Genomic DNA, 13,386 nt, shown 5'->3' on the forward strand with positions numbered 1-13,386 from the left:
CAATAATGAGTAGCGTAGATATTCTCGTTCCCGACCTGCCTGAATCTGTAGCCGATGCCACTGTGGCCACCTGGCATAAAAAACCGGGCGATACCGTCCAGCGTGACGAAGTGCTGGTCGAGATCGAAACCGATAAAGTGATACTGGAAGTGCCTGCGTCAGCGGATGGTGTGCTGGAGGCTATTCTGGAAGATGAAGGCGCCACGGTGACCTCTCGTCAGGCGCTGGGTCGTCTGAAAGAGGGCAACAGCGGCGGTAAAGAGAGTTCTGCTAAAGCGGAAACCAACGACTCTACGCCAGCACAGCGTCAGAGCGCTTCGCTTGAAGAAGAGAGCAACGATGCCCTCAGCCCGGCCATTCGCCGTCTGATCGCTGAGCACAGCCTGGACCCGGCCGCTATCAAAGGCACCGGTGTGGGCGGTCGTCTGACCCGTGAAGATGTGGAAAAGCATCTGGCTCAGAAACCAGAAGCGAAAGCAGCCGAAAGCAAAGCGCCTGCGGCAGCTTCTCCAGCACCAGCTCTGGCTGGCCGCAGCGAGAAGCGTGTGCCAATGACCCGCCTGCGTAAGCGCATTGCCGAGCGTCTGCTGGAAGCGAAAAACAGCACCGCTATGCTGACTACGTTTAACGAAGTCAACATGCAGCCGATCATGAACCTGCGTAAACAGTACGGCGAAGCGTTCGAGAAACGTCACGGCGTGCGTCTGGGCTTCATGTCCTTCTACCTGAAAGCGGTAGTTGAGGCGCTGAAACGCTTCCCGGAAGTGAATGCTTCTATCGATGGCGAAGATGTGGTTTACCACAATTACTTTGATGTCAGCATCGCTGTTTCCACGCCACGTGGACTGGTGACGCCGGTTCTGAAAGATGTTGATGCGCTGGGCATGGCTGACATTGAGAAGAAAATCAAAGAGCTGGCAGTAAAAGGCCGCGATGGCAAACTCACCGTTGAAGAGCTGACCGGCGGTAACTTCACCATCACCAATGGCGGCGTGTTCGGATCGCTGATGTCCACCCCGATCATCAACCCGCCGCAGAGCGCGATCCTCGGGATGCATGCGATTAAAGACCGCCCGATGGCCGTTAATGGTCAGGTGGTTATTCAGCCGATGATGTATCTGGCCCTCTCTTACGATCACCGCCTGATCGACGGCAAAGAGTCCGTCAGCTATCTGGTGGCGATTAAAGATCTGCTGGAAGATCCGTCAAGGCTGTTGCTGGACGTTTAATTCCTGTCGGGTGCGGCTCCGGCTGCACCCAACCTACTGTGTGGCCGACACGCTGGCAGACGCCAGATTCGGCCAGGATTTTTCCGACCTGAATGGATAGAACATCATGAACTTACACGAATATCAGGCAAAACAGCTGTTTGCACGGTATGGTTTACCGGCACCCACCGGTTATGCCTGCACCACACCACGTGAAGCTGAAGAAGCCGCCTCGAAGATTGGCGCCGGTCCGTGGGTAGTGAAATGTCAGGTTCATGCCGGAGGCCGCGGCAAAGCGGGCGGTGTGAAAGTGGTGAAGAGCAAGGAAGAGATCCGTGCTTTCGCCGAGCACTGGTTGGGCAAACGCCTGACCACCTATCAGACTGATGCGCACGGCCAGCCGGTCAACCAGATTCTGGTTGAAGCCGCTACCGATATCGATAAAGAACTCTACCTGGGTGCTGTGGTAGATCGCGCATCCCGTCGCGTAGTGTTTATGGCTTCAACTGAAGGCGGCGTGGAAATTGAAAAAGTTGCGGAAGAGACCCCGCATCTGATCCACAAAATGGCGCTGGATCCGCTGACGGGTCCTCAGCCTTATCAGGGCCGTGAGCTGGCGTTCAAACTTGGCCTGACCGGTAAGCAGGTTGGCCAGTTCACCAAGATCTTTATGGGTCTGGCGAATCTGTTCCTGGAGCGCGATCTGGCGTTGGTTGAGATCAACCCGTTGGTGATCACCACTCAGGGCGATCTGATCTGCCTGGATGGAAAACTGGGTGCCGATGGCAATGCCCTGTTCCGTCAGCCAGAGCTGCGTGAAATGCGCGATCCAAGCCAGGAAGACTCCCGTGAAGCGCATGCTGCGCAATGGGAACTGAACTACGTGGCGCTGGAAGGCAACATCGGTTGTATGGTTAACGGCGCAGGTCTGGCGATGGGCACCATGGACATCGTAAAACTGAGCGGCGGCCAGCCAGCTAACTTCCTGGACGTTGGCGGCGGCGCAACCAAAGAGCGCGTGACTGAAGCTTTCAAAATCATCCTGTCTGACGACGCGGTGAAAGCAGTATTTGTGAACATCTTCGGCGGCATCGTACGCTGCGACCTGATTGCGGATGGCATCATCGGCGCGGTAGCAGAAGTGGGTGTTAACGTACCGGTGGTGGTGCGTCTTGAAGGGAACAACGCCGAGCTGGGCGCCCAGAAACTGGCCGACAGCGGATTAAACATCATTGCAGCAACCAGCCTGAGTGACGCGGCGCAGCGCGTTGTTGCTGCAGCGGAGGGGAAATAATGTCCATTTTGATTGATAAGAACACCAAAGTAATCTGCCAGGGCTTCACCGGTGGCCAGGGAACTTTCCACTCCGAGCAGGCGCTTGCCTATGGTACGCAGCTGGTTGGCGGTGTAACGCCAGGCAAAGGCGGTACCGAGCACCTGGGTCTGCCGGTGTTCAATACCGTTCGTGAAGCGGTTGAAGCTACCGGCGCTACCGCCTCGGTTATCTACGTTCCTGCGCCGTTCTGCAAAGATGGCATTCTGGAAGCTATCGATGCTGGTATCAAGCTGATCATCACCATCACTGAAGGCATCCCGACTCTGGATATGCTGACCGTGAAGGTGAAGCTGGATGAAGCTGGCGTGCGGATGATTGGCCCGAACTGTCCGGGTGTGATCACCCCAGGCGAGTGCAAAATCGGCATTATGCCTGGCCATATTCATCAGCCAGGCCGTATCGGTATCGTTTCCCGTTCCGGTACGCTGACCTATGAAGCCGTTAAGCAGACTACAGATATCGGTTACGGCCAGTCTACCTGCGTGGGTATTGGTGGCGACCCGATCCCTGGCTCTAACTTTATCGATATCCTGAAACTGTTCCAGGATGATCCGCAGACCGAAGCGATCGTGATGATCGGTGAGATCGGTGGCAGTGCCGAAGAAGAGGCCGCGGCCTTTATTAAAGAGCATGTCACCAAGCCTGTGGTGGGCTACATTGCCGGTGTGACCGCGCCGAAAGGCAAGCGTATGGGTCACGCAGGCGCAATTATCGCAGGCGGAAAAGGCACGGCAGACGACAAGTTTGCTGCGCTTGAAGCCGCTGGCGTGAAAACCGTTCGCAGCCTCGCTGACATTGGCGAAGCCGTGAAGGCTGTTCTGCCACAGTAAACCTGCTGCTGACAACAGAGCATACTGGCCACCGACGGGTGGCCTTTTTTTTGTCGGTTAAAAGTCAACATCTGGTTTTATTTTTATATTCCATTCTTTTAATAAATTAATACAACGTATTAACAATTAAGCCTCCCTACCATATTGCCAACCCACGAAGCTTTAATTCAGATCAAGAAATAGCGATATATATCAATTGTTATCACTGGCTATAAAAAGCGTTTTTCGATTAAATTGTGCTGCATCAATACTACCGTCTCATCCCTGTTAAGAACGAATTTGATCTGCGTAGCTAAAACGGATGTAGCTACAAATTTTTTATTTTTCAACCGGGTAAAAGGGTAGCGTTGGGCATTTCCATTATGTCGACCTTATTTAACTTAATTGTTAAATATTAGCGTTTAATTCGATCTTATCGATCGCTTAATTAGCGCTGCCGTGAACAGCATTTATTAAAAAAACAGTGCCCCGTTCCCGGCCCAGGGCCGCTCTTATTGTGTCATCCCCCTCAAGTGAGGAGAAAGGAGTCAAAAATGTTGGATATTGTCGAACTGTCGCGCCTGCAGTTTGCTCTGACGGCTATGTACCATTTCCTGTTTGTCCCGCTAACGCTGGGTCTGGCGTTTTTATTAGCGATCATGGAAACGGTCTATGTGCTTTCTGGCAAGCAAATTTATAAGGATATGACCAAATTCTGGGGCAAGTTATTTGGAATTAACTTTGCGCTGGGCGTGGCCACCGGGCTGACCATGGAGTTTCAGTTCGGAACAAACTGGTCTTATTACTCCCACTATGTGGGAGATATCTTTGGCGCACCGCTCGCCATCGAAGGCCTGATGGCGTTCTTCCTGGAGTCTACCTTTGTTGGCCTGTTCTTCTTTGGCTGGGATCGCCTGGGCAAAGTGCAACATATGGCGGTGACCTGGCTGGTGGCGCTGGGGTCTAACCTCTCTGCACTCTGGATCCTGGTGGCGAATGGCTGGATGCAGAATCCGGTAGCCTCAGAGTTCAACTTCGAAACCATGCGTATGGAAATGGTCAGCTTCTCTGAGCTGGTGCTGAATCCGGTGGCACAGGTGAAGTTCGTGCATACCGTGGCGGCGGGCTACACCTGCGGCGCGATGTTCATTCTGGGGATCAGTTCTTACTACCTGCTGCGCGGGCGTGATATGGCGTTTGCCAAACGCTCTTTTGCCATTGCGGCCAGCTTCGGCATGGCGGCGATTCTCTCTGTGATCGTACTGGGCGATGAGTCTGGTTACGAGATTGGCGATGTACAAAAAACCAAGCTGGCAGCGATTGAAGCTGAATGGGAAACCCAACCGGCACCGGCGGCCTTTACGCTGTTTGGCCTTCCGGACCAGGAAGCACAGCAAAATAACTACGCCATCCAAATACCCTGGGCGCTGGGGCTGATTGCCACCCGATCGGTGGATAAGCAGGTCACCGGCCTGAAAGAGCTGATGGGTCAGCATGAAGTACGTATCCGTAACGGGATGAAAGCATACAGCCTGCTGGAGCAACTGCGTGCCGGTAACAAAGATCCTGCGTTGCGTAACCAATTCAACGAGGTGAAAAAAGATCTCGGTTATGGGCTGCTGCTGAAGCGCTATACGCCAAACGTGGCTGATGCCAGCGAAGCGCAGATCAAACAGGCGACCAAAGACTCGATTCCACGCGTGGCACCGCTCTATTTCTCTTTCCGCATTATGGTGGGAGCGGGCGTGCTGATGCTGCTGATTATCGGCTGCTCGTTCTGGACCGTTGTCCGCAACCGCATTGGAAAAAGCACCTTTCTGCTCAAATGCGCCCTGTATGGCATTCCTCTGCCGTGGATCGCTATCGAATCCGGCTGGTTTGTCGCGGAGTACGGTCGCCAGCCCTGGGCGATAGGTGAAGTGTTACCGACGGCGGTGGCGAACTCCTCGCTGACGCCAGGGGATGTGCTGTTTTCGATGCTCCTGATTTGCGGGCTTTACACGCTGTTCCTGGTCGCCGAGATGTATCTGATGTTCAAATTTGCGCGCCTGGGGCCAAGCAGCCTGAAAACCGGAAAATACCATTATGAACAATCTGCTGCCCATAACGTGCAGAAAGGAGCCCTTTCATGATCACTTATGAACTGTTGCGTTTTGTCTGGTGGGTTCTGATTGGCGTTCTGCTAATCGGGTTTGCCGTGGCGGACGGCTTTGATATGGGCGTAGGGATGCTAAGCCGCATCCTGGGACGGACGGATACCGACCGCCGCATCATGATTAACAGTATTGCGCCGCACTGGGATGGTAACCAGGTCTGGCTCATCACCGCCGGTGGGGCGCTGTTTGCCGCCTGGCCTACGGTGTATGCCGCCGCGTTCTCCGGCTTCTATGTGGCGATGATCCTGGTGCTGGCTTCACTCTTCTTCCGTCCCATTGGCTTCGACTATCGCTCTAAAATTGAAGATGTGCGCTGGCGCAGGATGTGGGACTGGGCCATCTTCATCGGCAGCTTTGTGCCGCCGCTGGTAATCGGCGTGGCGTTTGGCAACCTGCTACAGGGCGTGCCGTTCCATATGGATGAGTATTTACGCCTGTTCTATACCGGTAATTTTTTCCAGCTGCTGAATCCTTTTGCGCTGCTGGCGGGCATTGTCAGCCTTACTATGATTCTCACGCAAGGTGCGACATATCTTCAGATGCGTACGGTGGGTGAACTCCACGTGCGTTCACGCACTGCGGCGCAAATCTCCGCACTGGTAATGCTGGTCTGTTTCGTGCTGGCGGGTGTTTGGGTAGTGAACGGCATTGAGGGTTACGTAGTGAACACCGTGCTGGACCACAATGCGGCATCTAACCCATTGGGCAAAGTGGTGACACGCGAAGCGGGCGCCTGGCTGGTTAACTTCAACCAGAACCCGGTGCTGTGGGCTATTCCGGTACTGGGCGCGGTACTGCCTCTGCTGACTATTCTCTGTTCGCGGCTGGAAAAGGGCGCATGGGCATTTCTCTTCTCCTCGCTGACACTGGCCTGCGTGATCCTTACCGCTGGCGTGGCGATGTTTCCGTTCATTATGCCATCCAGTACGGTGCCAAACGTCAGCCTGACGATGTGGGATACCACCTCCAGCCTGCTGACGCTGAAAATCATGACCGTGGCGGCCATTATTTTTGTGCCCCTTATTCTGGCTTACACAACCTGGTGTTACTACAAGATGTTCGGTCGCCTGACCAGAGAGCAGATTGAAACCAACACCCATTCTCTCTATTAATTGAGGAGCTGAACAATGTGGTATTTTGCCTGGATCCTTGGCACCTTACTGGCCTGTGCATTTGGCGTTATTACGGCGCTGGCTATCGAGCATATTGAAGAGAGCGAAGGGAAACCCTGATGGGGCAGGGCATAGCTCGCCTTTATCAGTGGATGGATAAGCGCCCGTTGAGGGCGCTCTCCTTGCTGATGGCACTACTGCTGGCAGGATGCATATTCTGGGACCCGACACGGTTTGCGGCAAACAGCAGTTCGCTGGCGATCTGGCAGGGTTTTCTGATGATGTGGGCGGTATGTACTGGGGTGATCCACGGTGTGGGCTTTCGTCCCCGATACCTGCGCTGGCAACTATTTTTCTCGCCGCTTCCTGCCTGGTGTGTACTTATTGCTGGCCTGTTATTTTTCTTTTTCTGACTCAGCGCGGGCAGGGGGGTTCTCCGCCCGCGCTTTAATGCCAACGGAAACCTGTTTTAGCGTGGTTTTTTGTCAATAAACGTCTAAGAATTATCCTTAATCCCGCTGGTTTGTTTCCAAAAGATAATTATTTTCTTTCCCCTCTGGCAACCCATTCCAAAGGTGTATGCTCTTGCGTATAGTAGCAACGTTTAAAAAGCATTACCGGGATGTAGAGTGAGTACAACGCTGTTTCGATGGCCGGTCCGTGTCTATTACGAAGATACCGATGCCGGTGGTGTGGTTTACCACGCCAGCTATGTCGCTTTTTATGAACGGGCACGAACTGAAATGCTGCGCCAGCACCATTTCAACCAACAGGCTCTGCTGGAACAGCAGGTCGCGTTTGTCGTGCGTCGGATCACGGTCGATTACCTTGCGGCTGCTCGCCTTGACGATCTACTTGAGGTGCAGTGTGAGGTGCTCAGCATGACCAGAACGACGATGACTTTCGCACAACGAATTGTGAATGCAGAAGGACGGACGCTGAATGAAGCGGAAGTGCTGATCGCCTGCATCAATCCACATCTAATGAAGCCCATTGCGCTTCCCAAGTCTATTGTCGCGGAGTTCAAGCAGTGACTGACATGAACATTCTTGATTTGTTCCTGAAGGCGAGCCTTCTGGTCAAACTTATCATGTTGATTTTGATTGGTTTTTCTATCGCCTCATGGGCAATCATTATTCAACGTTCGCGCATCCTGAATGCCGCCGGGCGCGATGCTGATGCCTTTGAAGACAAGTTCTGGTCCGGTATCGAACTGTCGCGTTTGTATCAGGAAAGTCAGGCGCGCCGCGATGAGCTGGGTGGCTCTGAACAAATTTTCTATGCAGGCTTTAAAGAGTTTGCTCGCCTGCATCGGGCCAATAACCACGCGCCGGAAGCGGTCGTGGAGGGCGCAACGCGCGCTATGCGCATCTCTATGAACCGTGAGCTGGAAGCGTTGGAAAACCATATTCCTTTCCTGGGCACCGTTGGCTCTATCAGTCCCTATATCGGACTGTTTGGCACCGTCTGGGGCATCATGCACGCCTTTATCGCGCTGGGCGCGGTGAAGCAGGCTACGCTGCAGATGGTAGCGCCAGGTATTGCGGAAGCGCTGATTGCCACGGCGATTGGTCTTTTCGCGGCGATCCCTGCCGTTATGGCTTATAACCGCCTGAATCAGCGGGTCAATAAGCTGGAACAGAATTACGATAACTTTATGGAAGAGTTCACGGCTATTCTGCATCGTCAGGCGTTCTCCAGCGAGAACACCAAGTAAGAGCTGAGGTTACGCATGGCCAGAAGGCGTGGTCGCGGCGGACGCCGTGACATGAAGTCCGAGATCAACATTGTTCCCCTGCTTGACGTGTTGCTGGTGCTGCTGCTGATTTTCATGGCAACCGCACCGATCATCACCCAGAGCGTGGAAGTGGATCTGCCGGATGCAACAGATTCAAAAACTGTCTCCAGCGACGATAATCCGCCTGTGATTGTAGAAGTGGCGGGCGTTGGGCAGTACAGCCTGGTGGTCGATCACGACCGGATGGAGCAGCTGCCGCCTGAACAGGTGGTGGCCGAAGCTCAGCGCCGTATAGAGGCGAATCCGAAGACCGTGTTCCTGATCGGCGGGGCTAAAGAGGTGCCTTACGATGAGATCATCAAGGCGCTGAACTTGCTGCATCAGGCAGGCGTTAAGTCTGTTGGATTAATGACGCAGCCGATTTAATTCATTCGAACCGTTTTTGGGAACCGAGAGTGTCGAAGGCAACCGAGCAAGACGATAAGTTAAAACGCGCCATCATCTTTTCAGTGATCCTGCATATTGTATTGATTGGGTTACTGATCTGGAGCTCGTTTGACGAACACATCGACGCCAGCAGCGGCGGTGGCGGTGGCGATATCGATGCCGTCATGGTCGATCCTGGCGCGATCGTTGATCAATACAATCGGCAGCAGAACCAGCAGAGCGACAGCAAACGCGCCGAGCAGCAGCGTAAAAAGCAGGCTCAGCAGCAGGCCGAAGAGCTTCAGCAGAAGCAGGCCGCTGAACAGCAGCGGCTGAAAGAGATAGAAAAAGAGCGTCTGCAGGCGCAGCAGGATGCGAAGCAGCAGGCCGCCGAGCAGGCAGCAGAGCAGAAAAAGGCGCAGGAGGCGGCGAAACAGGCTCAGCAGGAGCAGAAGCAGGCTGAAACAGCGGCGGCCAAAGCGAAAGCTGATGCCAAAGCCCTGGCGGATGCTCAGGCTAAATCTGCGGCAGAAGCGCAGAAGAAAGCGGAAGCTGAAGCGAAACAGGCTGCGGCGGATGCCCAGAAAAAAGCGGAAGCAGAGGCTAAAAAAGTTGCTGCGGAAGCGAAAAAGCAGGCTGATTCTGAAGCGAAGCAGGCCGCTGCCGAGGCGGCGAAGGTAAAAGCTGCCGCAGATGCGAAGGCGAAAGCCACAGCAGAGGCAAAGGCCAAGGCTGCCGAAGAGGCGAAAGCCGCTCAGGAAGCAAAAGAAACAGCCGCTAAAGAAGCGAAGGCAAAAACGGCTGAAGAGGCGAAAGCCAAAGCAGACGCTGCAGCAAAAGCGAAAGCCGATGCCGCCGCCAAAGCGAAGGCCGCAGCCGACGCGAAGAAAAAAGCGGCAGCAGAGGCCGCTAAAGAAACCAGCGATGTTGACGATTTACTGGGTGGGCTCAGCTCGGGCAAAAATGCGCCTAAGCAGGGCAAAGCCGGTGGTGGTGCAGCAGGGCAGGGGAATCAGAAAAAAGCGGGTGCTTCGGGGGCTGCCATTGACAGCTACCTGGGGCAGGTGCAGGGCGCGATTCAAAGCAAGTTTTATGATTCGGATACCTTCAAAGGCCGAACCTGTGATGTTCGCATCAAACTGGCCCCAGATGGCTTGTTAATCTCGGCTGTTCAGGTAGGGGGCGATCCGGCCTTGTGTCAGGCAGCGATTAACGCAGCCCGGATGGCGCGGATCCCAAAACCGCCCAGCGCTGATGTTTATCAGGCGGTTAAAGAAGCCACGCTGATATTCAAGCCTTAAGAATTCGGTAACATCCGGCAGGTTGAACTAAGGTCAACATGCCGTACTCTATAAATGCACTATTGATTCGCTGGAACACTGCTATTTATCGTGGACATCGCGTTCAGGTAAGGGAGAAAAGATGAAGCAGGCATTTCGTGTAGCACTAAGTTTTTTACTGCTGTTTGTCGCCGTGGCGCATGCAGAAGTCCGTATTGAAATTACGCAGGGCGTGAACACCGCGCGTCCTATCGGGGTTGTGCCGTTTAAATGGAATGGCCCTGGTGCCGCACCTGAAGATATCGGCGGTATCGTTGCGGCGGATCTGCGCAACAGTGGTAAATTTAACCCGCTGGATCGTTCCCGTCTGCCACAGCAGCCGACTACTGCCGCTGAAGTGCAGCCCGCTGCATGGACCGCGTTAGGTATTGATGCAGTGGTTGTGGGTCAGGTTCAGCCTGGCGCCGATGGCAGCTATCTGGTTTCTTACCAGCTGGTAGACACCTCGGGTAATCCGGGTGCTGTCCTGGCGCAGAACCAGTACAAGGTAACCAAACAGTGGTTGCGCTATGCGGGCCATACCGCCAGCGACGAAGCCTTTGAGAAGCTGACCGGCATTAAGGGCGCGTTCCGCACCCGTATCGCCTACGTTGTGCAGACCAACGGCGGCCAGTTCCCGTATGAACTGCGTGTTTCGGACTACGATGGCTACAACCAGAATACCGTTCACCGTTCACCGCAGCCGCTGATGTCTCCAACCTGGTCTAAAGATGGCAGCAAGCTGGCTTATGTGACCTTTGAAAGCGGTAAATCGGCGCTGGTTATTCAGACGCTGGCGAACGGCGCAATCCGCCAGGTTGCTTCCTTCCCGCGTCACAACGGTGCGCCTTCCTTCTCACCTGACGGGACCAAGCTGGCCTTCGCTTTATCAAAAACGGGCAGCCTGAATCTCTATGTTATGGACCTGGGTTCTGGTCAAATTCGTCAGCTGACCGATGGCCGTTACAACAGTACCGAACCGACCTGGTTCCCGGACAGCCAGAGCCTGGCCTACACCTCCGATCAGGCGGGTCGTCCACAAATCTATAAAATCAGTGCTGCTGGCGGTACGCCACAACGTCTGACCTGGGAAGGTTCTCAGAATCAGGATGCTGATGTCAGCTCTGACGGTAAATCAATGGTGATGATCAGCTCCAATGGCGGAGCTCAGCACGTCGCCAGACAGGATCTGGAAACGGGAGCCGTTCAACAATTAACGGACACGTTCCTGGATGAAACGCCAAGCCTCGCGCCAAACGGCACCATGGTAATCTACAGCTCTACTCAGGGGATGGGATCCATATTGCAGTTGGTTTCGACTGATGGGCGGTTCAAAGCGCGTCTTCCGGCAACTGATGGACAGGTAAAATCGCCTGCCTGGTCGCCGTATCTGTGATGCATGTGTAAATATGTATGGCAAACAATAATAGGATTGTAGAAATGCAACTGAACAAAGTGCTGAAAGGCTTAATGCTGGCACTGCCAGTAATCGCAGTGGCTGCTTGTAGCTCACACAAAAATAACAATAACGACCAGACCAGCGGTATGGGCGACGGCTCTGCAAACGGCAGCATGGGCATGAACAGCGGTAACATGTCATCTGACGAGCAGGCTCGCCTGCAGATGCAGGAACTGCAGAAAAACAACATCGTTTACTTCGGCCTGGACAAATATGATATCCAGTCTGAGTTTGCTCAGATGCTGGATGCTCACGCAACTTTCCTGCGTAACAACCCATCATACAAAGTGACCGTAGAAGGTCATGCGGATGAGCGCGGTACACCAGAGTACAACATCGCCCTGGGCGAACGTCGTGCTTCTGCTGTTAAAATGTACCTGCAGGGCAAAGGTGTTTCTGCTGACCAGATCTCTATCGTTTCTTACGGTAAAGAGAAGCCAGCTGTACTGGGTCATGACGAATCAGCGTACGCTAAAAACCGTCGTGCCGTACTGGTATACTAAGAGAATCACATGATTAGTAACTTCAGACTTCACTTGTTGAGTCTGTCGTTACTGGTTGGCGTAGCGGCCCCCTGGGCCGCTAATGCCCAGGCGTCAATCAGTAACGTTGGCTCAGGCTCGGTCGAAGACCGCGTCACGACTCTTGAGCGTATTTCTAATGCTCAGGGGCAACTTCTTCAGCAACTTCAGCAACAGCTCTCCGACACACAGCGCGATATCGACTCTCTTCGTGGACAGATTCAGGAAAATCAGTATCAGCTGAATCAGGTCACGGAGCGTCAGAAAAACCTCTATCAGCAGATTGATACGTTAAGCAGCGGTGCAGCCGCTCAGGGCGCTTCTGGTGCTGCTGCGGCGGCTTCTGCTGGGGCAGCTGATGATAATGCCGCTCAGGGTAACAGCGCAGCGTCAGGAGCCTCTGCGGCGCCTGTACAGAGCGGTGATGCCAATACGGATTATAATGCAGCCGTTGCGCTGGTTCTGGAAAAGAAACAGAACGAGCAGGCCATCGCCGCTTTTCAGGCTTTTGTGAAGAAATATCCGGATTCTACTTATCAGCCTAACGCCAATTACTGGTTGGGACAGTTGAATTACAACAAAGGCAAGAAAGATGACGCGGCCTATTATTTCGCCACCGTGGTCAAGAACTACCCGAAGTCGCCCAAAAGCCCCGATGCGTTATATAAAGTTGGGGTGATCATGCAGGAAAAGGGCGATACCGCGAAAGCCAAAGCCGTTTACCAGCAGGTGTCCAAACTTTATCCAAACACCGATGCAGCGAAAAATGCCGCAAAACGGGCGGCGGCGCTGTAAGTGTCACGCTTTGACCAGATATCGTCCTATTTGTGGTCTTTGCGGACGAAAGGTAGTCAGTTGAACAGGTTATCTGAAAATAGTGGTTGCGCTGAATCGGTAAATCAGTAATATATGCCGCCGTTGCCGGGACATATGTTAAAACGTTTTAGCAGCGCAAAAGTGGGTCGTTAGCTCAGTTGGTAGAGCAGTTGACTTTTAATCAATTGGTCGCAGGTTCGAATCCTGCACGACCCACCACTTTTAAAGTAGTAAGCAGTGCAGCAGTAACCGCTCGATGCGGGTCGTTAGCTCAGTTGGTAGAGCAGTTGACTTTTAATCAATTGGTCGCAGGTTCGAATCCTGCACGACCCACCACTTTAAAAGTAGTAAGTAGTAAGCAGTAACCGCTTGATGCGGGTCGTTAGCTCAGTTGGTAGAGCAGTTGACTTTTAATCAATTGGTCGCAGGTTCGAATCCTGCACGACCCACCAATGTAAAAAGGCGCCCTAAAGGCGCCTTTTTGCT

General features: G+C 53.6%; 14 protein-coding genes and 3 tRNA genes. All 17 read left to right on the forward strand.

Annotation, left to right across the window (positions count from 1 at the left end; genetic code table 11):
- Positions 1-5: 5 nt before the first annotated feature.
- The 17 genes from odhB (at position 6) to SD961_RS09730 (ending at position 13,352) form a co-directional block, all read left to right on the forward strand.
- The gene (odhB, locus tag SD961_RS09650; protein ID WP_318790148.1) at positions 6-1,229 is read left to right on the forward strand and encodes a 2-oxoglutarate dehydrogenase complex dihydrolipoyllysine-residue succinyltransferase; all 1,224 of its coding nucleotides are present in this window, start codon (positions 6-8) and stop codon (positions 1,227-1,229) included.
- Positions 1,230-1,335: 106 nt separating this feature from the next.
- Complete coding sequence (gene sucC / locus SD961_RS09655) at positions 1,336-2,502, forward strand: ADP-forming succinate--CoA ligase subunit beta (protein ID WP_306206930.1); 1,167 nt, start codon at positions 1,336-1,338, stop codon at positions 2,500-2,502.
- The gene (gene sucD / locus SD961_RS09660) at positions 2,502-3,374 is read left to right on the forward strand and encodes a succinate--CoA ligase subunit alpha (protein WP_318790149.1); all 873 of its coding nucleotides are present in this window, start codon (positions 2,502-2,504) and stop codon (positions 3,372-3,374) included. The genes sucC and sucD overlap by 1 nt, the downstream gene beginning before the upstream one ends.
- A gap of 533 nt (positions 3,375-3,907) precedes the next feature.
- The gene (gene cydA / locus SD961_RS09665) at positions 3,908-5,485 is read left to right on the forward strand and encodes a cytochrome ubiquinol oxidase subunit I (protein WP_318790150.1); all 1,578 of its coding nucleotides are present in this window, start codon (positions 3,908-3,910) and stop codon (positions 5,483-5,485) included.
- Positions 5,482-6,621 carry a cytochrome d ubiquinol oxidase subunit II gene (gene cydB / locus SD961_RS09670; protein WP_318790151.1) on the forward strand — a complete coding sequence of 380 codons (1,140 nt, stop codon included), beginning with the start codon at positions 5,482-5,484 and terminating at the stop codon, positions 6,619-6,621. The genes cydA and cydB overlap by 4 nt, the downstream gene beginning before the upstream one ends.
- 15 nt (positions 6,622-6,636) lie before the next feature.
- Positions 6,637-6,741, forward strand: coding sequence for a cytochrome bd-I oxidase subunit CydX (gene cydX, locus SD961_RS09675; protein WP_318790152.1), 105 nt, complete (start codon positions 6,637-6,639; stop codon positions 6,739-6,741).
- The gene (ybgE, locus tag SD961_RS09680; RefSeq protein ID WP_318790153.1) at positions 6,741-7,034 is read left to right on the forward strand and encodes a cyd operon protein YbgE; all 294 of its coding nucleotides are present in this window, start codon (positions 6,741-6,743) and stop codon (positions 7,032-7,034) included. The genes cydX and ybgE overlap by 1 nt, the downstream gene beginning before the upstream one ends.
- A gap of 216 nt (positions 7,035-7,250) precedes the next feature.
- Complete coding sequence (gene ybgC, locus SD961_RS09685) at positions 7,251-7,655, forward strand: tol-pal system-associated acyl-CoA thioesterase (protein ID WP_306206918.1); 405 nt, start codon at positions 7,251-7,253, stop codon at positions 7,653-7,655.
- A gap of 5 nt (positions 7,656-7,660) precedes the next feature.
- The gene (gene tolQ / locus SD961_RS09690; RefSeq protein WP_306206917.1) at positions 7,661-8,338 is read left to right on the forward strand and encodes a Tol-Pal system protein TolQ; all 678 of its coding nucleotides are present in this window, start codon (positions 7,661-7,663) and stop codon (positions 8,336-8,338) included.
- A 15-nt stretch (positions 8,339-8,353) separates the two neighbouring features.
- Positions 8,354-8,785 (forward strand): colicin uptake protein TolR, encoded by a 432-nt coding sequence (tolR, locus tag SD961_RS09695; RefSeq protein ID WP_318790154.1) that lies wholly within the window; start codon positions 8,354-8,356, stop codon positions 8,783-8,785.
- Between the two features lie 29 nt (positions 8,786-8,814).
- Positions 8,815-10,086 carry a cell envelope integrity protein TolA gene (gene tolA / locus SD961_RS09700; protein WP_318790155.1) on the forward strand — a complete coding sequence of 424 codons (1,272 nt, stop codon included), beginning with the start codon at positions 8,815-8,817 and terminating at the stop codon, positions 10,084-10,086.
- Between the two features lie 121 nt (positions 10,087-10,207).
- The gene (tolB, locus tag SD961_RS09705) at positions 10,208-11,500 is read left to right on the forward strand and encodes a Tol-Pal system beta propeller repeat protein TolB (protein WP_318790156.1); all 1,293 of its coding nucleotides are present in this window, start codon (positions 10,208-10,210) and stop codon (positions 11,498-11,500) included.
- Positions 11,501-11,544: 44 nt separating this feature from the next.
- Complete coding sequence (pal, locus tag SD961_RS09710) at positions 11,545-12,066, forward strand: peptidoglycan-associated lipoprotein Pal (RefSeq protein WP_306206909.1); 522 nt, start codon at positions 11,545-11,547, stop codon at positions 12,064-12,066.
- Between the two features lie 9 nt (positions 12,067-12,075).
- On the forward strand, positions 12,076-12,879 hold the full coding sequence (gene cpoB / locus SD961_RS09715; RefSeq protein ID WP_318790157.1) for a cell division protein CpoB: 804 nt from the start codon (positions 12,076-12,078) through the stop codon (positions 12,877-12,879).
- A 164-nt stretch (positions 12,880-13,043) separates the two neighbouring features.
- Positions 13,044-13,119 (forward strand) — tRNA-Lys (locus SD961_RS09720).
- A 41-nt stretch (positions 13,120-13,160) separates the two neighbouring features.
- Positions 13,161-13,236: transfer RNA gene (locus SD961_RS09725), tRNA-Lys, on the forward strand.
- A 40-nt stretch (positions 13,237-13,276) separates the two neighbouring features.
- Positions 13,277-13,352 (forward strand) — tRNA-Lys (locus tag SD961_RS09730).
- Positions 13,353-13,386: the final 34 nt, after the last annotated feature.

Source organism: Erwinia sp. MMLR14_017 (assembly GCF_033657285.1).
GTDB lineage: Bacteria > Pseudomonadota > Gammaproteobacteria > Enterobacterales > Enterobacteriaceae > Erwinia.

Coding starts and splice junctions, on each gene's coding strand:
- odhB (WP_318790148.1), top strand. CDS start 6: ATGAGTAGCGTAGATATTCTCGTTCCCGACCTGCCTGAATCTGTAGCC.
- sucC (WP_306206930.1), top strand. CDS start 1,336: ATGAACTTACACGAATATCAGGCAAAACAGCTGTTTGCACGGTATGGT.
- sucD (WP_318790149.1), top strand. CDS start 2,502: ATGTCCATTTTGATTGATAAGAACACCAAAGTAATCTGCCAGGGCTTC.
- cydA (WP_318790150.1), top strand. CDS start 3,908: ATGTTGGATATTGTCGAACTGTCGCGCCTGCAGTTTGCTCTGACGGCT.
- cydB (WP_318790151.1), top strand. CDS start 5,482: ATGATCACTTATGAACTGTTGCGTTTTGTCTGGTGGGTTCTGATTGGC.
- cydX (WP_318790152.1), top strand. CDS start 6,637: ATGTGGTATTTTGCCTGGATCCTTGGCACCTTACTGGCCTGTGCATTT.
- ybgE (WP_318790153.1), top strand. CDS start 6,741: ATGGGGCAGGGCATAGCTCGCCTTTATCAGTGGATGGATAAGCGCCCG.
- tolQ (WP_306206917.1), top strand. CDS start 7,661: ATGAACATTCTTGATTTGTTCCTGAAGGCGAGCCTTCTGGTCAAACTT.
- tolR (WP_318790154.1), top strand. CDS start 8,354: ATGGCCAGAAGGCGTGGTCGCGGCGGACGCCGTGACATGAAGTCCGAG.
- tolB (WP_318790156.1), top strand. CDS start 10,208: ATGAAGCAGGCATTTCGTGTAGCACTAAGTTTTTTACTGCTGTTTGTC.
- pal (WP_306206909.1), top strand. CDS start 11,545: ATGCAACTGAACAAAGTGCTGAAAGGCTTAATGCTGGCACTGCCAGTA.
- cpoB (WP_318790157.1), top strand. CDS start 12,076: ATGATTAGTAACTTCAGACTTCACTTGTTGAGTCTGTCGTTACTGGTT.